The organism is Variovorax sp. UC122_21 (assembly GCF_044056785.1).
GTDB lineage: Bacteria > Pseudomonadota > Gammaproteobacteria > Burkholderiales > Burkholderiaceae_C > Variovorax.
Genome location: NZ_CP172003.1, coordinates 1,459,541 through 1,480,100 on the forward strand (window position 1 = coordinate 1,459,541; position 20,560 = coordinate 1,480,100).

General features: G+C 61.2%; 18 protein-coding genes and 1 pseudogene. 9 read left to right on the forward strand and 10 right to left on the reverse strand.

Features of this window, described 5'->3' with window-relative positions:
• Positions 1 to 92: 92 nt before the first annotated feature.
• Positions 93 to 863, reverse strand: a complete 771-nt coding sequence (locus ACHMXE_RS07540) for a helix-turn-helix domain-containing protein (protein WP_203208035.1) — start codon at positions 861 to 863, stop codon at positions 93 to 95.
• A gap of 100 nt (positions 864 to 963) precedes the next feature.
• On the opposite strand from ACHMXE_RS07540, the gene ACHMXE_RS07545 reads away from it, so the two are divergent.
• From ACHMXE_RS07545 to ACHMXE_RS07560, 4 genes and pseudogenes are all read left to right on the forward strand, one after another.
• Positions 964 to 2,073 carry a zinc-binding alcohol dehydrogenase family protein gene (locus ACHMXE_RS07545; protein WP_203208034.1) on the forward strand — a complete coding sequence of 370 codons (1,110 nt, stop codon included), beginning with the start codon at positions 964 to 966 and terminating at the stop codon, positions 2,071 to 2,073.
• Positions 2,074 to 2,686: 613 nt separating this feature from the next.
• Complete coding sequence (locus ACHMXE_RS07550) at positions 2,687 to 3,886, forward strand: cation:proton antiporter (RefSeq protein WP_203208033.1); 1,200 nt, start codon at positions 2,687 to 2,689, stop codon at positions 3,884 to 3,886.
• A gap of 1,489 nt (positions 3,887 to 5,375) precedes the next feature.
• The gene (locus tag ACHMXE_RS07555; RefSeq protein WP_203208419.1) at positions 5,376 to 6,284 is read left to right on the forward strand and encodes a sigma-70 family RNA polymerase sigma factor; all 909 of its coding nucleotides are present in this window, start codon (positions 5,376 to 5,378) and stop codon (positions 6,282 to 6,284) included.
• Between the two features lie 149 nt (positions 6,285 to 6,433).
• Positions 6,434 to 6,884 (forward strand): annotated as a pseudogene (locus ACHMXE_RS07560) (carboxymuconolactone decarboxylase family protein).
• A 137-nt stretch (positions 6,885 to 7,021) separates the two neighbouring features.
• Here the strand turns inward: ACHMXE_RS07560 and tnpC are convergent.
• From tnpC to tnpA, 3 genes are all read right to left on the reverse strand, one after another.
• Complete coding sequence (tnpC, locus tag ACHMXE_RS07565) at positions 7,022 to 8,590, reverse strand: IS66 family transposase (RefSeq protein ID WP_395345213.1); 1,569 nt, start codon at positions 8,588 to 8,590, stop codon at positions 7,022 to 7,024.
• A 64-nt stretch (positions 8,591 to 8,654) separates the two neighbouring features.
• Positions 8,655 to 9,038 carry an IS66 family insertion sequence element accessory protein TnpB gene (tnpB, locus tag ACHMXE_RS07570; protein ID WP_203208032.1) on the reverse strand — a complete coding sequence of 128 codons (384 nt, stop codon included), beginning with the start codon at positions 9,036 to 9,038 and terminating at the stop codon, positions 8,655 to 8,657.
• Entirely contained in the window at positions 8,981 to 9,328 is a 348-nt protein-coding gene (gene tnpA, locus ACHMXE_RS07575) for an IS66-like element accessory protein TnpA (RefSeq protein ID WP_203208031.1), read from the reverse strand. Before tnpA ends, tnpB begins: the two co-directional genes overlap by 58 nt.
• A 706-nt stretch (positions 9,329 to 10,034) precedes the next feature.
• Between tnpA and ACHMXE_RS07580 the strand changes: the two genes are divergently transcribed.
• On the forward strand, positions 10,035 to 10,472 hold the full coding sequence (locus ACHMXE_RS07580) for an Hsp20/alpha crystallin family protein (RefSeq protein ID WP_203208030.1): 438 nt from the start codon (positions 10,035 to 10,037) through the stop codon (positions 10,470 to 10,472).
• Between the two features lie 36 nt (positions 10,473 to 10,508).
• Entirely contained in the window at positions 10,509 to 10,919 is a 411-nt protein-coding gene (locus ACHMXE_RS07585) for an Hsp20/alpha crystallin family protein (protein WP_203208029.1), read from the forward strand.
• Between the two features lie 598 nt (positions 10,920 to 11,517).
• Here the strand turns inward: ACHMXE_RS07585 and ACHMXE_RS07590 are convergent.
• The gene (locus ACHMXE_RS07590) at positions 11,518 to 11,688 is read right to left on the reverse strand and encodes a hypothetical protein (RefSeq protein WP_395345217.1); all 171 of its coding nucleotides are present in this window, start codon (positions 11,686 to 11,688) and stop codon (positions 11,518 to 11,520) included.
• A gap of 1,187 nt (positions 11,689 to 12,875) precedes the next feature.
• On the opposite strand from ACHMXE_RS07590, the gene ACHMXE_RS07595 reads away from it, so the two are divergent.
• A complete protein-coding gene (locus tag ACHMXE_RS07595) occupies positions 12,876 to 13,163 on the forward strand; it encodes a hypothetical protein (protein WP_395345220.1) in 288 nt (95 codons plus the stop codon).
• 1,064 nt (positions 13,164 to 14,227) lie between these two features.
• Here the strand turns inward: ACHMXE_RS07595 and ACHMXE_RS07600 are convergent.
• The 3 genes from ACHMXE_RS07600 to ACHMXE_RS07610 form a co-directional block, all read right to left on the reverse strand.
• Positions 14,228 to 14,407, reverse strand: coding sequence for a DUF3606 domain-containing protein (locus ACHMXE_RS07600; protein ID WP_395345223.1), 180 nt, complete (start codon positions 14,405 to 14,407; stop codon positions 14,228 to 14,230).
• 166 nt (positions 14,408 to 14,573) lie between these two features.
• Complete coding sequence (locus ACHMXE_RS07605; RefSeq protein ID WP_395345225.1) at positions 14,574 to 15,101, reverse strand: ankyrin repeat domain-containing protein; 528 nt, start codon at positions 15,099 to 15,101, stop codon at positions 14,574 to 14,576.
• A 57-nt stretch (positions 15,102 to 15,158) separates the two neighbouring features.
• A complete protein-coding gene (locus ACHMXE_RS07610) occupies positions 15,159 to 15,398 on the reverse strand; it encodes a hypothetical protein (protein WP_203208023.1) in 240 nt (79 codons plus the stop codon).
• A gap of 1,267 nt (positions 15,399 to 16,665) precedes the next feature.
• Here ACHMXE_RS07610 and ACHMXE_RS07615 point away from each other — a divergent pair.
• Positions 16,666 to 17,256, forward strand: a complete 591-nt coding sequence (locus tag ACHMXE_RS07615) for a hypothetical protein (protein ID WP_395345227.1) — start codon at positions 16,666 to 16,668, stop codon at positions 17,254 to 17,256.
• A 606-nt stretch (positions 17,257 to 17,862) separates the two neighbouring features.
• Here the strand turns inward: ACHMXE_RS07615 and ACHMXE_RS07620 are convergent.
• Positions 17,863 to 18,351, reverse strand: coding sequence for a hemerythrin domain-containing protein (locus ACHMXE_RS07620; protein WP_395345230.1), 489 nt, complete (start codon positions 18,349 to 18,351; stop codon positions 17,863 to 17,865).
• Positions 18,352 to 18,999: 648 nt separating this feature from the next.
• Here ACHMXE_RS07620 and ACHMXE_RS07625 point away from each other — a divergent pair.
• Positions 19,000 to 19,362, forward strand: coding sequence for a hypothetical protein (locus ACHMXE_RS07625; RefSeq protein WP_395345232.1), 363 nt, complete (start codon positions 19,000 to 19,002; stop codon positions 19,360 to 19,362).
• A gap of 364 nt (positions 19,363 to 19,726) precedes the next feature.
• On the opposite strand, the gene ACHMXE_RS07630 is transcribed toward ACHMXE_RS07625, so the two are convergent.
• The gene (locus tag ACHMXE_RS07630; protein WP_203208021.1) at positions 19,727 to 20,491 is read right to left on the reverse strand and encodes an SDR family NAD(P)-dependent oxidoreductase; all 765 of its coding nucleotides are present in this window, start codon (positions 20,489 to 20,491) and stop codon (positions 19,727 to 19,729) included.
• Positions 20,492 to 20,560 lie beyond the last annotated feature (69 nt).

The following is a 20,560-nucleotide window of genomic DNA, read 5'->3' on the forward strand; positions in this document are numbered from 1 at the left end:
CGGCATGCGAGCGGTCACCCGTAGCGAGTAACCGAAAAGTCGTCGACAAAACTTTGTTTTCGCATGCAAAGCGGACGCCGAAGCTGCGGCTGTCAAGCTGGCGTGTAGATGACCAGCTTCAGCGCCGGATTGTCGTTTGCCTGGAAGCTGGCGTGATCGAAGCGCATCAAGCCGTTGGTCGGGTGGTGCAACGTCTTGCGTCCGGACAAAGGTGCGCGAATGTCGTGGTCTGGCCACCAAACGACGAATTCCGAACTCGATTCGTGCAGCCGCTCGACCAGCTCGGCAAAGGCCGGATCCCCGGCCCAAAGGTCGTGCACGGCACGAAACTGCGCCAACATGGCACGTGCGACGGTCGGCCAGCCGTCGCCGAAGAGGGCACGCGCCCGCGGATCGGCGAAGACGAACACAAGGATGTTCCGCTCGACCTTCGGCAGGGCGTTGAAGTCGCAGAACAGCTCGATCGTCGCGTCGTTCCATGCGAGAAGATCCCAGCGCTGGCCGGTGACATACGCCGGATGGGGCAGGCCGGCGACGATCTTGCGAATCGTCTGCGGCACCGTTTCGCGCACGAACGTCTTTGCTGGCGCGTGGCCGGCAAGTTGTCGAAGGTGGGCATGCTCCTGCGCATCAAGGCGCAGTGCGTGGGCCAACGCGTCGATGGTGCTGCTCGATGGGCTCACCATGCGACCTTGCTCGAGTCGAACATACCAATCCGTCGAAATGCCGGCGCGCTCGGCCACTTCTTCGCGACGCAAGCCGGGTGTGCGACGACGTGGACCGCTGGGCAGACCGACAGCTTCGGGCCGCATTCGGGCTCTGCGCGAATAAAGGAAGTCGCCTAGCGCTGCTTGGGAGGTCATGGGAATCGGTCCGAGGATTGCTCGATCCCAGGATAGTGCCATGTCTGGATGGCCCGGAACGAGTTGGAGAGACTGCAGGCTCATCATTGGAGATCGACCTATGCAAGCAGTTGTTTTCGAGCGCATCGGTGCGCCACTCGTGGTCCGCGATGTCCCCCCGCCGGTCTTGGGCAGCGGCGAAGTGATCGTGGATGTTACGGCGTCCCGGGTGCTGTCATACGCAGGCGAGGTGTTCGGCGGGCAACGTACTTACCCGTTTGATTTGCCTGCCGTGCCCGGCCCGGGCCCTATCGGCCGGGTGAGGGCAACTGGCAACGATGCCACGAAGCTCAAACCTGGTGATTGGGTCTACTGCGATCCGACGATCCGAGCGAGGGACGATGCCTTAACACCGGACATCATGTTGCAGGGATTGATCGCGCCAGGGGCGGGCCCTCAGCGGCTTCGCGCGTGGGTCGGTGATGGTGGATGGGCCGAGCAGATCCTCGTGCCCACCGAGAACGTGACGCCGCTTGGGGAGATCGGGACGAAAGAGGCGCTGCAGTGGTGTGCCTTGGGCACACTGTTGGTGCCCTTCGGGGGGCTGCTGGCCGCCGAATTACAAGCAGGCGAGACTTTGCTGCTTCACGGGGCAACCGGCAGTTTCGGCAGCGCAGGTGTTGCCGTCGCATTGGCCCTGGGGGCCGGGTGCGTCGTCGCGCCGGGGCGCAACCGAGCGATGCTCGACGAGCTCGTGCGCCGCTTCGGCGACCGCGTCCGCACGGTCGTGCTGTCAGGCGATGCAGCAGTCGATCTTGTCGCGATGCGGGCAGCAGCGCTGGGGCCGATCGACTGCGTGCTCGATCTCATGCCGCCCTCGGTGCCGGCCTCGGCGGTGCGCGCCGCCGCCATGACCGTGCGCCCGGGTGGGCGAGTGATTCTGATGGGCGGCGTTGGCATGGAGGGCGGGGACGAGTTCTCGTTGCCCTACCCTTGGCTCATGCGCAACGACGTCACCGTGCGGGGCAAGTGGATGTATCCGCGCTGGGCTCCGGGGCGATTGGTGGCATTGATCCGGGCCGGTCTCCTCGACCTGGCGCAATTCACACCGACTGTTTTTCCCCTGGAGCGCGTAGCAGAAGCGGTAGCTCATGCAGCGGCGAACTCGGGGGCGTTTCAGATGACGGTACTTTGCCCGTCTGTGCGAACACAGCCAGCCATTGAGATATGAGGGTTGCGACGCCCAGCGCCAGAACCTAGCGAAATCGTCGTTGCTGAGCTGAAAAAAGGAGGCGGGTGAATCAGGAGTGGCTCAGCCGGGGCCTCGGAGAGGCCTCGGCATGTCTTCAGGAATGCTCCGCATGAGACGCAGGCCCAGCCGACGAACGCCGATGAGGATTTGCCAAACACTCCGAGACCCCCGGAAAACTCTCAGACAACTCACCTCCTAAATTCGATCGCTCATGAGCATCCGTGCCGTCAACCGATGATGAATCCGGCCAGCTAAAAAGTCCCTTTCTCAGCGTTGAACGGTTGTAGGAGAAGACGCTGTACGCCATCATCAACCGATCTGCTTTTAGCCCGTCATCCGGGGGACAGCCTCATTCCGGGCTCCCCGTCTGCTGAAGTGCCGGCGCCGCTTTCCACGCTAATACCTAGGAATCGGCCGAAATCGCGCATAGGGAACCACCGTAGGTAGTGGGCCGATCTTCGGTCTGCGCGCTCCGCTACATTTAGGCGCTCCCCAATAGCTTGCTTACGATCAAACACACGTCAGCAAAACTGTCTCGCGCCGCTGGATCTCTGCAGTTTGCGCTTCCGGCCCGCTTTCAAACGTCGCTTGAATGACTACTTCCGAGATTTTCCTGGTCGCGATGTTGATCATCTTTTCGGTGCCGTACCTCGTCTGGCGCCTGGGGCGCACTGAGTACTTTGCGCCGCTGGTGGTGGTGCAGATCATCACTGGCATCGTGCTGGGGCCGGGCGTGCTGGGTGCGGCGTTTCCCGATTACTACACATTCGTCTTCAACGGGCCGGTTGTACAGTCGCTGAACGCCGTCGCTCAGTGGGCTGTCATGATGTTCGTCTGGATCGCAGGCATTGAGCTCGACTTGCGCAAGGCTTGGGTGCATCGTCGCGAAAGTGGCGTCACAGCAGGACTGGCGCTCGGCGTACCGATGGCCTTCGGCGCGGTCGCGGCGCTCGCTTTGCTGCCCTACCCCGGCTGGATGGGGGTACGTGGGACGTCTTGGCAGTTCGTGCTGGGCATCGGCATGTCGTGCGCGGTGACAGCCCTGCCTATTCTCATCCTGCTGATGGAGAAGCTTCAGATCCTGCGCCAGCCTATCGGCCAGCGGATCCTGCGTTACGCAAGCCTGGACGATATCGCCATCTGGGGCGTCTTGGCACTGATCCTCATGGATTGGGAGCGGGTCGGCAGGCAGGCAGGCTTCTTGGCAGCGTTCGCAGTCGCTTCGATCCTTTTTCGTCGACTGATGGTCTTCGTTCCGGAGCGCGATCGCTGGTATCTCGGGCTGATCTGGTTGGCGGCCTGCGGGCTCGGCGCCGACTGGTCGGGCCTGCATTACATGGTAGGTGCATTCATCGCCGGCGCAGTGATGGACGCGGAGTGGTTTGACCAGCAGCAGATGGACTGGCTGCGCCACAACGTGCTGCTCGTCGTCATGCCAGTTTTCTTTCTCAGCACCGGCCTGCGTACCAATTGGCAGGTAGGCGGCGCGGAGGTCTTCCTCGTGGCGGCAGTGCTGCTGGTTGCTTCGGTGGCTGGCAAGCTGATCGGGCTTCGCCTGGCAGGGCGGTTGTTGAGCTGGCGACCCGGGGAAGCCTCACTGATCGGCTGGCTGCTGCAGACCAAAGCCCTCATCATGATCATCTTCGCCAACGTGCTGCTGGACAAGGGGATCATCACTAACGAGACCTTTACAGCGCTGTTGATCATGGCGGTGGTAAGCACGATGCTGACTGTACCGGTCGTGTCGCCAAAGCTGCAGCGTATGAAAGACCTTGTATTGCGATCGCGCTGAGATCGAAGGCCTGTCGGCAGAGATCCTCTCCTTCGAGCGGTGCCGTACAGCTACGTCGGCATTGTCTCTGCACATGGCGGTGTAGGGCATTGGGACGCCTCGCCCCCAAAACACAAGTTGCAATGGGCGACTGCATCTACATCGGGTCGCCCATCGAGCGCCGCAAGACCATGGTGGCTCGGAAGGTCGACTGCGGGAGCTGGCAGCAACGCAACGCTCGATGGCCCAAACGACCGGATCTGATCGAGCCGCACGGCTTACATCTGACTCATGCGCGCTCGCGTGCCCATCCGTCTTCGGTGATCAGGTCGACAAGGTCTGAGCCCAGGCCACACGAACTGGACGGCACCACACCGGGCTCACGTGCAGCGAGCGGCTTGCGAATGCGGGCGCATAGATGAGAGCGGTTTGGACCTCGGCCGTGGGCACGGGTGAGGGCGAGGCTTGGCCAGTGGCGCGATGCGTGATCGGCTCCTGGGCAACAGACGAATCGGCTCGCTAAGATTTGTGCAAAGGGAGTCACGAATACCTGATCGAGCTGCCAGCGATGCGAAAACTTTTGACTGTCGAAGACTCTTTTCAGATTTCTGGACGCGGGTTGGTCGTCGTTCCTTGTCCGAAAATTGACGAGTACACGGGCCCGGAGGCGCCTCTGGTTGAGCTACGTTTACCCGACGGTGAAGTCGCCACGGCGACGCTCAGGATCGAGCGCGCCTTTTTCTCCCCACCGCTTGTCGAGCCTCGCTGGACTTGCGTCCTTCCAAGCGCCTCGAAGGCGGACGTTCCAGTCGGCACTGAGATCTGGGTTCCGAAGCGTTTTCGTCCGGACGCCGCCGTGGGCGCGGGCGTCTAAGCAGCGCTCGCGGCGAGGGCCGGCGCGTAGTGCAAGGGCTCCGGTGCGAACCCCGTCCTTGGCTACCGACACTACGGTTCCCGATGGTAGCTTGAGGACGGGTGGCCTGCGCTCGAGGAGCACGAGGGGCCTGCCGCTTGGGGGCGCAGACTTTTTAGAGGCGGAGAGAGTTGCATGCGGTGAGTTCCTACATTACGTACTGACTTAGCTCTTTTAGATTCTCGCCTCACGATTTTGATTCTGGAGGATGCGAATGTCTGGCGGGACGTTTTAGAAGCTGTTCGGGGCCTGGACCGATGCGGAAGCAGATCTGTACGAGGCGCTCGATCACTGGCCGTCGGAACACTCCACCGAGTGGGAGGAAAGGTTCAGATTGATGAAGGCCATAGCAGATGAGAGGTACGCCGCTCTCTTCGGCGCGAGGAGGTATCCGTCCGGCCAAGTCATCTTGAAACCGGGGCTGACGGCAGAAAGCATCGCGTCCACCCAACTTAGGTGGACTTGATTACAGGAGCAGGGTAGCGATGAAGTATGGCATCACCCCCTACGTCGTAGACGGATGGCCGAAACTAGCTCGCGCCGAGGAGATGGCCACGCCCACCAAGGAGCTTGACCTTCGTACTAGACTTGCTCGCCATGTCGTCCGCGTCTACCGAACTGTTCTCGAACGTGCGTCCCAGGTTGATGGCTATTGGCTATCGCATGCTTTCGTCCGTACAGGAGGCGGAGGACTTGGTGCAGGACGCATGGTTGCGCTGGCATGAGGAGACGAAGTCGTCCCAGGCCCAAGTCTTGAATGCTGAAGCTTGGCTCGTGACCGTGACCACGCGGATGGCGATTGACCGTCTTCGGGCGGCCAAACTGCGGAGAGCGACGTACGCGGGCGCGTGGTTCCCCGAGCCGCTACTGGAACAGGCGCCGACCACGCCTGAGCAAGCGTGTGAGACCGCCGACAATGTGTCCATCGCCTTCTTGCTACTTCTGGACTGCCTGTCGCCGGAAGCGCGGGCCGCGTTTTTGCTGCGTGAGGTGTTTGACGCTGAGTACGAGCAAGTAGCCGAGGCCATTGGCCGAAGCAAAGCCTCCGCCCGGCAGATTGTCCATAGAGCCAAGCGAAGGCTGGAGAACGCACGCGAATCAGCGGGCATGAAGGCGCCGCCAATGCCAGCAGTGGCTCAGCTGGAACTGTTGCGACGACTCGTTCAAGCAATTTCGAGCGGTCACCTTGAGGGCATTAAGAGGCTGCTCGCAGAGGAAGCGGAGATGCTGGGCGACTTTGGCGACGTCAGGCCAAGCTTGGCGAGGCCTTTGTTTGGCGCTCAACGCATCGCTCAGCTTTACTACGCGATGCACCTTCGCCACGGTGACGCTATGCGACTTGAGCTGGCCATACTGAATGGCGAATGGTCCCTCCTGCGCTACATCGATGGTGCGCTTGACTCCGTACAGACATTTGAGTTCACCAATGTCCAGGTCTCTCGGGTTCGCATCCAGCGGAATCCGGTGAAGTTGGCAACGTTGAAGGAGAAGCCACTCGTCTCCTGAGCTCCCGGCCAAACGCGCCGCCACCAGGAACCTGAGGCCTGGGGCGACATTTCTTTCCCCTGCGACTGTCACAACGCGATCACGTCAAACGTCTTGGGACCAGGTTGCTCCTGCAGCCGCATCCAGTCTCAACTTGAAGAAAGCGTTTCATGACCCGCGCAGTTTGGTTCCGAGTATTCCCGGAGGGCGCCAAGGCCATCGGTGGCCTGCATCACTTCGTCACCTCTGGCACGTCCTTGCCCAGCCAGCTTATCCATCTGGTGTTCCTGCGAGTCTCGCAGATCAATGGCTGTGCCCACTGCATCGACATCCATACCCGTGACCTGATGACTGGCGGAATGTCGGTTGAGAAAGTAGTCCTCGTGCCGGTGTGGCACGAAGCGGAGTACCTGTTCTCGGAGCAAGAGCGAGCGGCCCTCGCCTGGTCCGAGGAAGTCACCCCGCGTCAGCGAAACACACGCTTCCGATGAAGCCTACGAGGCGGCGTTGGCAGTGTTCGGCGAGAAGGACTTGGTCAACCTGACCCTCACCATCGCCGCGATGAACGCCATTAACCGCATGGGCATCAGCTTCCGCATGAAGCCGCGGGCGAAAGCTTAACGGCTTCGGCGCGCCGCTCTATTGGCTGAGCTCGTGGGTTCCATTCAGTAGTGCGGCATCAACTTCCCGATCTTGCTGGCCGGCTACTGCGACGTATGCGCCAGGCGAAGTCATCTTGACGCCGGAGATGCCGCAGTTCAGGCCGCGGGCGTCCAGCGGTACGGCAGCAGATCACGCAGTGCGGATGCTCGCTGGATCGGCAGCCGCTGCAGTACGTGCTTGAGGTAAGCGTATGGCTCATGGCCATTGAGCCTGGCGGTGTGCAGCAGGCTCATGATGGCGGCGGCGCGCTGGCCCGCGCGCAGGCTACCGGCGAACAGCCAGTTCTTCCTGCCCAACGCGATGGGGCGGATCAGGTTCTCGATGCGGTTGTTGTCTGCGGCAAGGTCGGCGTCGTCGATGAAGCGCGTCAGCGCAGCCCAGCGCTTGAGGCTGTAGTCGATGGCCTTGGCCGTTGCACTGCCATCTGGCACTTTCTGACGATTAGCCATCAACCAGGCGTGCAACAAGTCGGCCGCCGGCCTGGACCTGGCTTGCCGCACGCGCAGCCGCTCGCCCGGCCCGAGGTCCTTGACCTCGCGTTCGATGTCGTAGAGGTTGGCGAACAGCTTGAGCACCCCCTCGGCAAGCATGCTGCTGTGGTTGGCCCACAGCTCATGGAACTTGCGCCGTGCGTGCGCCAGGCAACCGGCCTCGGTCACGACAGCGCTCATCACCTGCTTGTAGCCCGCGTAGTCGTCGCAGATCAGCGTACCTCGCCAGCCGCCGCTGCCGTCTTCGGCGATGCCCAGGAAGCGCCGTGCGTTGTGCCCGGCACGGCTTTCGGCGAAGTCGAAGACCACGGCGTTGACCTCGTCCCAGACCGTGGTGCAGTAGCTCCACAAGTAGGCTCTGTGCGTCTTGCCATGACCTGGCTTGAGCATCGCCACCGGGGTCTTGTCGGAGTGCAGCACGTGGTGCCCGAGCAGGTCCTCGCGCATGGCCTGCACCAACGGCGCCAGTTCCACGCCGATGGCGCCGATCCATTCGGCCTGGGTGGAGCGCGGCACTGCGAAGCCTGCGCGACCCAGGCTCGCCTCTTGGCGGTACAGCGGCTGGTGGTCGATGTACTTGGCCACTGCCACGTGCGCCATCAGGCCCGCGGTGGCCATGCCTTTGTCGATCACGCAGGCCGGCACTGGTGCCTGGACTAGCGTCTGGCACCGGGTACAGGCCCACTTGCCGCGCACATGGCGCTGCACGCTGAAGCGTCCAGGCTCATAGTCGAGCTTCTCGGCCACGTCCTGGCCGATGCGCTTCATCTGGCAGCCGCAGCCCGGTGTGGTGCAGGTGGTGTCGTCGGGTTCGTGGTGGATGTCGTAGCGCGGCAGGTGGGCCGGCAGCGCCTGCCGCTTCGGGGTCCGCTTCTCCCCTGCTGCCTTGGCTGGCGACTGCAGCTTGCCTACCTCGCGCTCCAGGGCTTGCAGGTCCTCGTCGATGGCCTCTTCCAGCAGGTTGCGCTGCTCGGGACTGAAGCGTTCGGCGCTGGCGGCGAACTTCAGCCGCTTGAGCACGGCCATCTCATGGGCCATCTTGGCGTTCAGCGCCTGGGCGTGCCGTACCTCGGTCTGCAGTCGGCTAGCCAAGGCGCACACCTCGGCGAAGCTCATGCCCGAGAACGCCGGATCAGGAGCTGCATCAAGGGCGTTGGCGCTGCTGCAGTTCATCACGGCGGTGATGGTGCCAGCAGGCTCAGCCGGCCACCATCGGCACAGTCCGCAATGGAAGGGCTCACACCACCTTGATCACGCCGGCCTCGCCGACACGCTGCCACGGCAGTCCGAGCACCAAGGCGTTCAGCTGCGAGTGGGTCAGCGACAGCGTGCTGCCATCCCTGGGCCAGACGAAGCGGCCGCTGTTCAGCCGCCGCGCTGCCAGCCACACACCGATGCCGTCGTGTACCAGCACCTTCATGCGGTTGGCCCGTCGGTTGGCAAACAGGTAGGCGTGGTGGGGCCTGGCCTCGCCGAAGACCTTGACCACGCGGGCCAACGCCGACTCGGTTCCAGCGCGCATATCCAGCGGCTCGCAGGCCAGCCACACCGCCTCCACACGGATCACCGCAGCAACTCGCGTGTCCAGATCGCGAAGTCCGTTGCGGCACTGGCCGGCCATGTGATGGTCATCGTGATCGGGCCGCGGCGCAGTTCGACGCGGATGTCTGCCGACGAGGCAGCAGCCTCGGGTGACGCCATCAGCGGCAGTGCGATGAACTCGCCAGCCTTGACGGATCTCACTTGGCCTTCGCGGGCCAATTGCCGCCAGCGGTGCACGACGTTGGCGTTGATGCCGTGCGCCATCGCTACCTTGGCCACCGACGCGCCGGGCTCATTGCATTCGGCTATCACCTGGGCTTTAGCCGCAGCGCTGTAGCGTCGCCGGGACTGTGTCTTCTCGCTTGTCATCGCGTCCACCTAAGTTACGTGGACGCGATCCTTGCCGCCGCTTCTCTTCAGTTCAAGATGACTTGGCCGGACGCATACGCGAGGAGCTCTGTATCGCTCAATTTCGACTCGGGTCGCGCGAGGTTGGGTGCCGTTCCACCGGATCGCGATGATTGATCGCTTTGCAGGCGGACGCAGCCATGAAGCTGCGTGCATGCAAACGCTTCGCTCCCTCACCGTCCCGCTATTCCAGTCAGTCGACAAGACTTATCGCTGACGCTTGGTGGAACTTAACCCTGGCGGTCAGTGGTCTGCCATTGACGAGGAGCTTCAAGCCGAGAGGACCAACGGCGCCGCAGTGGACTCCGGTCTGGTAAAACAAAGGGGCCGTCTCAAGACCCTGCAATCGGACCGCGCGAGGAAGATCTGGAGGGCTCAGCAACCGCTGTGTAGCGGTATCGATACAAAGGCGGCCGCGTAGGTCCGCATTGACCCAGCAGAAACCAGAAGCCTCGATTGCCATCCGGTGCACTTACGCGGCGCGCCGGCTGCTTGTGGCAATGAAGTTACCGATCGTGCCGTCTATCCTTGGGGTAGCAATCGCGCCCAGGCTCGGGATAGTTTTTTTTATCTCTTGAATCTTTTCGCTGAATCGCTATGTCACTTGTCGGAAGCGCTGGAGACGCCTCCGGCGCTCTGTTCAACGCTTTGAATGGAGGTTTTCGCCATGTACCGATCCCTGTTCCCTCGCGACGTTTTCGCGGAGATGGATCGCCTGCAGCGCGATGTGCAGCAGGCCTTCGATCTATCGCCCAGCATTCGCGGCTTTGCCCGCAACGGGTTCCCCGCCTTAAACGTCGGCGGCACGTCCAAGACGATCGAGATCTATGCCTTCGCAGCAGGCGTCGATCCGGCCACGCTCGAGGTCAATCTTGAGCGCGGTCTGCTGACTATCGCCGGTGAGCGCAAGAGTCCGCTGCCAGATGCCCAAGCCAAGGTGGCCGTGCACATCAATGAACGCTTCGAGGGGCGCTTCCGCCGGGTGCTGACGTTGCCCGATGACGCTGATCCAGAGGCAGTGGACGCGAAATTGCGTGACGGCGTGCTGCACATCACTGTCCAGCGTCGGGCTTCTGCGCAGCCGCGCCGCATCACTATCCAGTGACCCCAGACGTTGCCAACTTAGAAAGGAGTAAACGCCATGCGCAACGATGTTCACACTACCACCAGCAACTCTCCTCGTAGCGGCACTGCCTCGCAGGATCGTTCGCGTTACAGCGACGCGGCGTTGACGCCGCCTGTGGACGTGGTCGAGGACGCCAACGGCATCACGCTCTATGCCGACCTGCCAGGGGTGAGCCGTGACAAGTTAACGCTGCAAGTCGAATCAGACACCTTGACCATCGAGGCCGAGAGCGATCTCACTGTTCCTGATGGGTTGACTTCCCATCACACCGAAGTGGGCCTGGCAAGGTTCCGGCGCGTGTTCACGCTCAGCAAGGAATTGGACACCGAAAAGGTGTCGGCGGAACTGGCGCAGGGCGTGCTGAAACTTTGCATTCCAAAAGCCGAGCATGCGCAGCCGCGGCGCATTGAAGTGCAGATCGCATAACTGGCGACCCACTTGGCTTATGGCCGGACGCAGTCATCGCGCGGCGTCCGGCCAATCCCGTCTTCATTGCCTGATTGGGATTTTGCAGAGCGAGGTCCCAAATGAGTATGCTGAGCGGATCGCGACTTGCGTCGGGCGATCCTGATACCGCCGGCGCAGTCGTGATTGGGGTCGACCGCTTCCGACTCGGACACTCGTGGATTTCAGTTCCTGCTGAAGTCGGCTACTAGCTCTGGGCGTCTGGTCAGACAGGCACTGCGGGCCGACAGCGTGCGGGCACCACAGCGCGCCCAACGCCAGCACATCGGGTGTTTTTCTTCAGCCAGGGACCGCGGCCTTTAGGCCACGAGCCCCCAGACTTGCCGACGACGACGGCGCAGCACTGCGATTTTTCCGCTGCATTGGCGGGCACAAGGATTGCCTCGAGCTCGTACAGTCGATCGAAGCCAGGCCACTCCATCAGGTCGTCGAAAGCCGATGTATCGCACATGCTGCGCTAGCTTTACCACGAATTTCCTTGGGTAGGCGTTACCGTGCGCTTTGCGACCGGCCGAAAGCTTGTCGGTCATTGATAGGTCGAGCGAGGGCATAGATACAATCATGTGCAGAACTCGCCAAGCTCACCAGTTTTTCGCCCTTTGGGAGGGGTGGCATGCCAATGGATTTTTTGCGGCGCATCAAAGATGCTGAGTTTCCGCTTGAACTTCATGATGTAGCCGACATTCGAAATGCGATTGTCCTTGAGGCTGCCGAACTGATCGAAGCTCAACTACCCGTCGTCAACGCTCCGTTGACTGACGCAAGGGCCATCGTCCTCCGGATCACGGCGCAGGGAAGGGCCGCGATATCCAAAAGCAGGGCAAGATAGCATTGCCATAGGTGCTTGCGCGTGAATCGAGACCGCGGGCCGAACGCCTTGTAGTTGGTCTTTCATTTTTCAGTGCTACCGCCTATGCAGCGAATGCCAATGGCGCTCTATCGACCCCTTTTTCGCCGAACGATGCGGGGAAGGGGCTCGTTTCGGCAGTCAAAAAATCGAACTGGGCTGGACGGGCGGTGATCGAGATGGCTGATTTCAGACGGCAGGTCCATCGACTTGCCCACCGCGGCAGTTCCTCGTAGGCAGTCACTGCTCGTCCAGCCGTGGCATTTGCGCAGCGCATCAGTCCTTGCCTTCACTGGGGAAAATGTCGGGCCGGACCAAGCCTTCAAGTCAGCGATCGATGACCTGCTTGGCATCTGGCTGGAAATCGCGAGCGAAACCTGGAGAGCGATCTCGGCTCGATGGCTCGGAGGGCTGTTCGCTTCCGAAAAGGAACTCATCAGCGAACGCGAAAGCCGCCCAGGCGACCCAGCGTGGCTTGGTGGGGAACACATTGTCGTCCTAGCAACCTGGTGACGTGGTGCGCTAGCGCTTCCCGGTGGGCTTCATCGTGCTTTCAGGGAAAACCCTTGCTGAAAAGGCGAAGTCTTCTGACGGCAACCACAGAATACGGTGGAGACACTTCGATGGGTGAAGAGCACCATGAACGCTGCGCCTGTCCAACCTTGGCGGCGTGTCCATTGACGTGACTCTCTGTGAGGTCCCCGTGAAGTACATGAAGCTCATTTCCGCCACGGCCTGGTGCGCGTTTGCAATGTCTGCAGCACTCGCGCAGAACCTGGCACCTCCGACTACGCCTGGCCCGGCCGGAGGCAACGTTGCTACTGCCAATGCGCAGGGCGGATTGACGTCAGAGCAGTGGCTTGCTGCCGGAGCGGGTATTGCTATGTTCGCCGCGGCGATTAGCGGCAGCAGTGGCAACTCCGGCGGCGGCTTTGGTCTAGTTCCAGGCACAGGCACCACCGGCACGACCGGAACACGTTAACTGCGAATGAGCCGGCTCCCACTCCCTTTCCAAAAGGGAGAAAATTTCGACGGGGACGCCGCAACCGCACATTTCGCGCATTCTTAAAATGACGCCTCTCGACTTCCTTTGTATCCTGAGTACGGTCTCATTCCCGGCAACCATCACAGATGAAGCACAGTTGCAGCTCGTGTCCAAGCTGGCCTATCTTGAGCTCATCGATGCCGAGATATCGACCCCCAGGCATATTCGACGCACGTACCGAGAAGCTGGATTTGCGAAGATCTTTGGGCTGACGACACCAGGGATCCTGATGCTCCAGGAGGAAGGATCAAAATCGGACGTTGCAAAAATCGGAAAAGCCGCCAAGCTCGCCCAGAGCAGTTTGCAGGCCTGAGCGGAAACTCAGCGAGGGTCTACTGCTCGGCAGAATTCTCAACCGACATGAAGGCGTGAATGTCGGGGAGATCGAGCATGCAGCTTTCCTCGCTGCTTCGGTCTCCAGGTATCGTACTCGGAGCGGCGGTCGACGCTGCCTCCAAGGTTGCGCAATGACGGCCACGGCCGGAATACAAAGCCCCAAGTTAACATCGTGACCGCGATCGCGCAGGCTATGAGTTCGCCCGCGCAGCGGTCGATAAGCCTGCTCTTACGTGGCTTCATCTTTCCACTCGCGTTCGGTCGTATCTTCGGAGCCGTCGAGCCCGATCGACGTTGTCGGGAAGGCTACTCCCAACAAGCCGGACGCTTAATGAAGACCATATTGCTGCGCAGGGTCATCATTGCATCCCATCGAGCGATGACGTGGAATTCCGGCCATTTTCCCTCTGCGAAAAGGGCTTGGGATTCCTTGGGCCGGCCGAAGCTCTTGCAAGATCTCCCGTGGGTTGTCATGGCTGTTTAAAACGGAGTTCCCAGCCGCGTGAAACGTTCCGTCCGGGTGGCACTTTGCCCGGCGTGTCGCCACGAGGTGGAGAGCTGAATGCTTGGCCCAGGAAAGAGCGCTAGGACCGAACTGGCCGCCCTGCTTGATAGAACTTCGCAACCTATCAAATAAGGGGTAGTCGCCAATGTGCGCCGCCGATGTGCGGGAGGAGGGCGAGCGGCGGCGCTGATTACCGCGACTTTTGCAGAGCTGATGGAAGAGCTCTCAGTCACCTACGTCGCGCAGGTGTTTACCCGGCGGCTGCCCGGGCCTCATGGAGGTCTGGGGAACAGGGGCGCCAACCGGCGACGCGTCCTCGTCCTCGGCACTGGTCCTGGGGCCGTGTCGGTCATCTTCCGCTATCGCCATCAGCGCCAGACAGCCATCCGTCAGGGCTTGGCGCCAGCGCTTATATGGATGAGGGCTAGAAGAGTGTTCGACCCACTGCGACGCGTCGTCGCCTTCCTCCATGAGCACCCAGTAAAAAGTCCCGGGATCCGGCTCGTCAACATGCACCGAAATTCGCCGAAGGTGGGTCATGTCCGCCCCTTTGAGCGCTCACGAACCTCTTCAGCTGAATTCCCCTCCGCCTTCAACGCGACCCGCAATGGCGTTTCGCTGCAACCAACCACTCCGGTCCGGGGCCTCAGTTGGTAGGGTTCTCTCAAGGAAATCAGTTCCCTGTCGAGCCCGACCTTCTTCGGATCTTCAAGCATAGAAGTCTCCTAGCTTCCAGAACACCTCGGTTGTCGGACATCGGCGTTGAGTGCGACGTAGGAAAATTTGGATTTGACCGACAGGCAAGGCCTAACGACGGCGATGTCTGCCCTCATGGGCCTTGCGAAATCACCCCGCGGCCCGCTGCTTAACGCAGCAGCGATCTCATGAGACTGTCTGCGCTTCCAAGAAGGCCACCGTGTCGGGCGCCCGCATGCTTCGCGCGAGGTCCAGTGCTGACAAGCCTTCTGTGCTCCGAGCGTTGATGTCGGCGCCGTGCTTTAGCAGTACCTTCAGAATATCGAGCCGGTTGAACATGGCAGCGAACATGAGCGGCGTTTTGCCCCCCGGCGGTGCGAAGCTCGGCTGAGCCTCGTACTTCAGCAGCAGTTCCACGATTGGCTGAAAGCCTTTGAATACTGCTCCCGCAAGTGGCGTCTGGCCCTTATCGTTGAATCGATCTGGGTCGGCGCCGGCCCCCAGCAACGCACTGGTAGCTTCGGCGTGGCCATGATACGCGGCCAGCATCAGAAGGGTATCGCCGTTGTGATTGCTCATGTTGGGGGGAAGCCCGTTCTGCAGCAGACGCTCTAACGTTTGAGCATCGCCGGTGCGTGCCAGCTGAAAGACCTGTTGCGCAAATTCTAAGAATTCGGCATCGGTCGACGATGTGTTTGCTTCTGACTTGCTCATGAGGCACGGGCTCCCTTGTGAAAGCGTGAGACAGGACAGATGCGCTTGTGAGGCGGTTCAAGCATTGAGGTCGCGCTCCTGACCGGATATCCACCTAAACGCATCTTTTTTGAGGGCTTCGGCAAGCTGGAGCCGGCTCTTGTAAACCCCAGCGGAATTGATAGTGGACTTGACGTGATCGCCTCGAAGAATCTCCGCTCGACCGGCCAGGTTACCGTTAGGCGCGGCGCGAGTAACTGCGCAACGGACCTCCCAGCCGTCGCGAAAGAATTGGGCATAGAAGTCCGGTGTGCTCATGATCCTCTCTCTATGAAGTGAGGCGCGGAAGGTTAGGCCTCGGCATCACCGATAGCGTCGGCGGTCGTCGCGTGGTTGTGTAAGCCAGGCTCCTCCGGTCACCGGTCTAGGTTGGACGGATGCAGGCGAGACCTTTCAGGATCGCCGGACCAGGTAAGTCACCAGTTGGCCAAGGAATCCGGCTCGAAAGGTCCAGAACTTCGGCTCGCGTCATTGGTACTGAAGATGCTGCTGGCTTCCATTCTTGTCGCTAGTGACGCGGCCCGGCTGGTAAGACTCGAGCGAAGCATTGCCAGGCATCGGCAGCCGAAGCTGTATTCGCTATGCCTCAGACGCGAGAGAGAAACCGATGGCGGAGGCGAAATAGCAGACCGAGCCCATCGTCAAGCGTCCTGCGGCCGCTAGCGGCGTGGCGTGCAGTGTCGGACTCGGGCTGTGCATCGTGGGCAGGATCGAGGAGTAGGGAGCCGAACCGTTCTGTTATCTGCAACCTAGCAACCGGCTCACGCTGACGCATTTCCATCGGCGTATACGGAAGTGCCGGCAGCTCAAGCGGAATCCAAGTGCTTGTTAAGCGCTCGAAAGTCTCAATCGATCTAGCACGCTCGGTGCGGGGGCATATCTGCGCATAGCGAAACGACGCGCCACTAGCGTCTGTTCCCAGCGAGATGTGTTCGACCCGAGCGAATAGAGAGAGGTGTCTGATACAGGCTGCAACCGTGAGCCCCTTTAGGGCTCGCGCGGCTCAGCCGACGCAATTGCCGGCGGAACTCCCCAGGCGGGGGGCAATGGGGGGTGAATCGAAGAAGCCAGTGGTATGTCGCCCCTTCCAACCTACGACGCACCGCACAAGGCTCTTATGCAGGACCAGTGCCATCGTCAAAATCCAAGGAGCGCAATTGCCGGGACTCTTGTTCGATGCGGACCCGTGCATTCCGCGCGCTGAAGGCGCCGTTCACATGTACGTAGCTGTGGTGCCGTCACCGACGACACCGCCGGCATGATCCGCGTTTGCGCCAGAGGCGTGTATCCAGATTGCCAGTTCCGGCGGAGGCTGCGCGGGGAGGTCCGCTGCATGAAGCGACGCCGCCTTGGGCGGCGTGGTGTAAGACATTCGGACTATACGGCGTGAGCGTCAGCCATGTAGTTCGAGAGGGATGCTAGCCGCTGTGTGCCGACGGGCGGGGTCTGTCGCATGTCGAAACCGCCTCCTACAACGTCCGGCCATCGATAGGGATACAGTGTGCGACCTCGTCACAATCGACTTATGGGCCTCACGCACTTTGAGATGGAACAGCGGCTGCGCAAGGCTGGAGTCGCCCTGCGCCCCTATCCAATGCTCAACAAGTTCCTCTCGGATGCCGACTCGGAGACAGCCAACAAGATGCTCCTTCAGGCGGGTACGGTTTGGGAGAACGAGGTTGAGCGCCTCTTTGCGATTCAGCAGCAAGCAGAGGAGCTCACTGCTTACGCGAGCTTCGGCCAGCTGTTTGATGAGGTGTGTACGCAAGAGGGGATTTCCTCAGCCTTGGCTGTGCTCAATGCAGCCGTTCCGCATCGATACACGGCTGTCTTCCGACTCAGCGACAGGCGGATGGTAAATGTGGCGTTGGTCGACAAGCACGGTGAGCCGCTTCCTGAATTTCTCGCCGAGGTCCCGATCGCTTCCAGCTTTTGCCAGTACGTGCTGCGCGACGGCTCGTTTCTGACTGGCGATTCAAGCAGCGATCGTCGGCTGAATGGTCATCCGTATCAGGGCGTGATGCTTTCCTATCTGCGGGATCCCCATCTTCGATCTCGAGGGCCGCGCAGTTGGGACCGCATGCCACTTCGACGTGATCTCACACGATATCGCTGAGGAGAAAATGGCCCACCTGAGGGCCGCTGCGCGCATCCTCTCGAACTACTTGTCCGATCACTCGGGTCAGTCGTAGGTCTCGAACGCGCGCTGGGCCTAGAGCGCAGCAGTGTCGCCAAAGATCCGAACGCATTCGGTAGACACTTAGCTTCGTACGCGCCCATAAGCTGGCTGCTTGATTCTGAGGAAAATGTTGTGACTCTGGCGCGATAGCCGTGGCGAAAGAAAAATGGCCGGCAGGTAGTCCGGATTCAAGCGAATGCAGGTCATTCGCCGAGACTCCCATCGCAAGCATTCAGACGGCGGAAGGGCAATTTGCACGCTAACCGCTCGACGATTGCTTGTCGTTCATCAGTCAGAACATTCGCCAGCCACGTTTCTCGTTGAGGATGGCGTAGCCGTTAGCGTCCCCGCATTCGCAGGAGCGGAGGTAGCGAGGTTGGTGAGCTCGTGCTCGGCATCATCCGCGTGGCGGACGAACTGAGCAATGCAATCTTCCATGCCATCGGAAAGCACGTTCGCAGCACTCCGTTGACTCCCGAGAAGATCGTGCGCTGAGGCGGCAGTATGCCCGTTCCAAGCGGGCTTGGGTTTGGGGAGCAAAAATCAGGCAGTGGCCGTGAGCTCGGCCATCAGCTCTTCCTTGCGCGCCGCGAGGAGGTCGCGCACGGTCACCAAATCGAAGCCCTTGGCTGCTCGTGCCTTGATGAACATTTCGTTGCGCTCTTCCTTGACGTGGTGATCGATGTATTCGCCGAGAACCTTGACTTTGGCGTCGAACATGTCGTCGATCTCGGCGGCATTCTGGATCTGGGCGATCAGGTCCTTGGCGCTTGCATGCTCGTCCTCGGCCTCGTCGAGCAGGTCGGTCTCCTTCAAGGCTTCGCGCAACGCGGGATAGAAGATCTCTTCTTCGATCTGTGTGTGCACTGTGAGTTCAGCGCAGATCTGCTGGGCGAGGTCCCGCTTCTTGCCTGTGGCGCTTGCGGCCTTCGATCCCGCGAGTTCTTCATACGCCGTGAATATCTTCTTCACATTCTTGTGGTCGGTGTCGAGAAGGCTGCAGGCATCGGATTCGGCACGTTTGGTGGTCATGGAGTAGCTCCTGGTTGGTTCGGGGGGACCGATAAATTCAACCGACCCCAGTGCACGTCTCGTAGGCGGGTTGCGCACCGCTCCGAAGGGACGTCTCGGACGCGACGCCATGGATGCACAGAAACCGCTGGTACTTGTCGGCGCGCCTACCTTCGGTGGAGTCTGTTCACAGACGACATGACCTCGCACGCATTGCACACCTCCATCATGGCCTGCTTTCGAGTAAGCCTGAAAGCCATTCATTTCCGAACCAACCTAGTAACCTTCGGATGAACACCTTTCCCATCAATGCGGTGCCGTACTCGGAGGACGTCAGAACGGAGTAGGAGGACGAAGCCGAGGTCACCGCGGAACTGCATGAGACCATGATCAGATGTCTAAAACGATGCTCGGCCACAGCCGCCATGGCACCCGTAGCATGCATACGAAGAGCTTCGGCCTGCTGTGCAGCAGCCTCGAAGTGTTTCGCAAGCTTCCGGCGATGCCGGCGCAGGTGCTGTTCGAGGTCCCGGGCCCTACGATGGATCGCTTGATGTTCCACGGCGCCCGTTGGCGCAGCTGGATGACCGAGTCGCCTTGCCCTGCGCGGTTTCGCTCAAGACCGCTCGCGTCGACGGCCGGAGGGTGCACGGCCATGAGTTAGACGCGATGCAGGACTTTCTCATGGTGGACAGTACTGCTTTCGCCGCCAAGGGCGGCGAGCGCTTCCTGCAACAGCTGAAGTTGCTGCGTTACGAGGGACAAGGCGGAAGGAAGCAAGCCGGTGTAGTCCTCGCTGCTGAACGGCCCGGCGTCAGCTCTGGAAGCCGTACGGGACGGGCCACCCCGCTGCGATCGATGGGAGGCCAACCTAGGGCCTATCCGCTTGGAGCAGCCTTCTTTACTCAAGCGCCTCATCGCTTCGGCGATCACGTCGCCCGACTCTCGCTGGCACCCGTCTCTACTTCGCTCGTAGAAGAGCCGCTCGCCCCGGACCGGCAGAACGATCCCGACGCGGTGCGCGGCGCGTGAACCGGTCCGTCTTAAGTAGCTCGGGGAATGGGAATTGCGGGCCCAGCTCAAAACCGATCTGGAACGCCTGCCGATCAAGGACTATTCCGTCGAGTGGTCGCAGGCGGCAAGCCTGTGCGTTGCAGTCGCGCGGTTCAACATCAACATCTAATCTAGCTGGAACAAGGCAAGGTCCTGCGCGATCGATGCCGGCCTTTCGGTCAACCCCGGCACGGACGGGGACCGCCGCCTCCTGGGCGGGGTGATACGCGCGCGAAAAAGAGGCTTCTCCCGCTTCCGTCGCGCTTGGTAGTAGCGCCAATGGGCGTTCCATCCACGTACCTGCCGGCGTAACCGCGAAAACGAATCCCTGAGGCTTGCCGGGTCATGCCATGTTGGGCTGCCCGTTCGACGCCATAAGTCCGCCATCGACCGGCAGCGCGACGCCTGAGATGAAGCTGGCGTCGTCGCTTGCCAAGAAAGCCACGACCGCCGCGATTTCCGAGGGTTCGGCGCCGCGCCCCAGCGGAATGCGCTCGCGGAATTTCGCCATCAGCTTGCGGTCGCCCTTCATGTCCTGGGTCATCGGCGTGAAGGTCAGGCTCGGGCAGACCGCGTTGACGCGCACACCGTCCTTTCCGTGGTCGAGCGCGAGGGCCTTGGTGAAGTTGACGATCGCGCCCTTCGAGGCGTTGTAGAAGCCGAGCGCCCAGTCGCCACCCAGTCCCGACACCGATCCGGTGTTCACGATGCAGCCTCGGCTTGCGATCAGGTGCGGCATAGCCGCGCGGCAGCCATGGAAGACGCCGCCGACGTTGGTCGCCATGGTCTTGGCCCAACCGTCGAAAGGCGCCTCGGTCACGCTGCCCTCGACCGCGATGCCCGCATTGTTGAAGAGCACGTGCAGCGCACCGAAGCGTTTGATGGTAGCGGCCACCAGCGCTTGCACCTGCTTGTAGTTCGACACGTCGGTGACCTTGATCAACGTGCGCTCCGGCGGCAGGTTGGCGGCAACGCGCTCGAGCTTGACCTTGGTGTCGCCGGCAAGGACGACGCTGGCGCCCTCCTGCGAGAAACGGTGGGCCGTGGCCTCGCCAATGCCGGAACCGGCGCCCGTGACGATGACGACGCGATCGGTGAAACGCTCCATGCTGCTGCTCCTAGACGGTAAGAATCACGAGCTTGCAGCGAGGCCCGAGGCCAGAATGTCGGTTTACGG

Coding starts and splice junctions, on each gene's coding strand:
- ACHMXE_RS07540 (WP_203208035.1), bottom strand. CDS start 863: ATGACCTCCCAAGCAGCGCTAGGCGACTTCCTTTATTCGCGCAGAGCC.
- ACHMXE_RS07545 (WP_203208034.1), top strand. CDS start 964: ATGCAAGCAGTTGTTTTCGAGCGCATCGGTGCGCCACTCGTGGTCCGC.
- ACHMXE_RS07550 (WP_203208033.1), top strand. CDS start 2,687: ATGACTACTTCCGAGATTTTCCTGGTCGCGATGTTGATCATCTTTTCG.
- ACHMXE_RS07555 (WP_203208419.1), top strand. CDS start 5,376: ATGTCGTCCGCGTCTACCGAACTGTTCTCGAACGTGCGTCCCAGGTTG.
- tnpC (WP_395345213.1), bottom strand. CDS start 8,590: ATGAACTGCAGCAGCGCCAACGCCCTTGATGCAGCTCCTGATCCGGCG.
- tnpB (WP_203208032.1), bottom strand. CDS start 9,038: ATGGCCGGCCAGTGCCGCAACGGACTTCGCGATCTGGACACGCGAGTT.
- tnpA (WP_203208031.1), bottom strand. CDS start 9,328: ATGACAAGCGAGAAGACACAGTCCCGGCGACGCTACAGCGCTGCGGCT.
- ACHMXE_RS07580 (WP_203208030.1), top strand. CDS start 10,035: ATGTACCGATCCCTGTTCCCTCGCGACGTTTTCGCGGAGATGGATCGC.
- ACHMXE_RS07585 (WP_203208029.1), top strand. CDS start 10,509: ATGCGCAACGATGTTCACACTACCACCAGCAACTCTCCTCGTAGCGGC.
- ACHMXE_RS07595 (WP_395345220.1), top strand. CDS start 12,876: ATGACGCCTCTCGACTTCCTTTGTATCCTGAGTACGGTCTCATTCCCG.
- ACHMXE_RS07600 (WP_395345223.1), bottom strand. CDS start 14,407: ATGCTTGAAGATCCGAAGAAGGTCGGGCTCGACAGGGAACTGATTTCC.
- ACHMXE_RS07605 (WP_395345225.1), bottom strand. CDS start 15,101: ATGAGCAAGTCAGAAGCAAACACATCGTCGACCGATGCCGAATTCTTA.
- ACHMXE_RS07610 (WP_203208023.1), bottom strand. CDS start 15,398: ATGAGCACACCGGACTTCTATGCCCAATTCTTTCGCGACGGCTGGGAG.
- ACHMXE_RS07615 (WP_395345227.1), top strand. CDS start 16,666: ATGGGCCTCACGCACTTTGAGATGGAACAGCGGCTGCGCAAGGCTGGA.
- ACHMXE_RS07620 (WP_395345230.1), bottom strand. CDS start 18,351: ATGACCACCAAACGTGCCGAATCCGATGCCTGCAGCCTTCTCGACACC.
- ACHMXE_RS07625 (WP_395345232.1), top strand. CDS start 19,000: ATGCAGGACTTTCTCATGGTGGACAGTACTGCTTTCGCCGCCAAGGGC.
- ACHMXE_RS07630 (WP_203208021.1), bottom strand. CDS start 20,491: ATGGAGCGTTTCACCGATCGCGTCGTCATCGTCACGGGCGCCGGTTCC.